Origin of the sequence: Mesorhizobium sp. M8A.F.Ca.ET.207.01.1.1 (assembly GCF_004794715.1) — a bacterium.
Lineage (GTDB): Bacteria > Pseudomonadota > Alphaproteobacteria > Rhizobiales > Rhizobiaceae > Mesorhizobium.
In genome coordinates this window covers 1-560 of sequence record NZ_SRUS01000049.1, presented here as the reverse complement: position 1 = coordinate 560, position 560 = coordinate 1, and the positions used below count along the sequence as shown (strand labels likewise).

Here is a 560-nt window from a genome sequence, read left to right as displayed (position 1 = left end):
GACCGATACGACAACCGCCGTGGACATCACCTGCGTGGGCGATATCGCCTTCGCCGATGCGCAGTGCCTGCTCGCCGCGCATGGCCTGCAGCTGCACCACGTGGCCGACGGCGAGCCGATTCCCGGCAGCTACTGGGGCGAGCCCGAGGCCGGCATCATCGCCAGCAACGTGTACGTGCGCGACGACACGCCCGTGCACTCGATGCTGCACGAGGCCTGCCACCTGATCGTGCTGCCGCCGGAGCGGCGGGCGCAGGTGCATACCGACGCCACCGACTCGGTGGCCGAGGAAGACGCCACCTGCTACCTGCAGATCGTACTGGCCGGGCAGCTGCCCGGCGTCGGCAGCCAGCGGCTGATGGCCGACATGGATGCCTGGGGGTATACGTATCGGCTGGGGTCTACGAAAGCGTGGTTCGAGCAGGACGCCGAAGACGCGAAGGCGTGGCTGGTCGAACGAGGCTTGCCGGTGGCGTAAAGCCGCGGGCGCGGTTGGCCACGGGCGCGTGGCGACGCGTCGGACCTCGCGGCGCCCCTCTTTTCACTCGGCGCGGTTCGAG

1 protein-coding gene is annotated in these 560 nt (G+C 69.6%); it reads left to right on the top strand.

Features of this window, described 5'->3' with window-relative positions; genetic code table 11:
- Positions 1–478, top strand: a 478-nt coding sequence (locus EN850_RS33390; RefSeq protein WP_210237997.1) for a hypothetical protein, incomplete at its 5' end; no start/stop codon positions are given.
- Positions 479–560 lie beyond the last annotated feature (82 nt).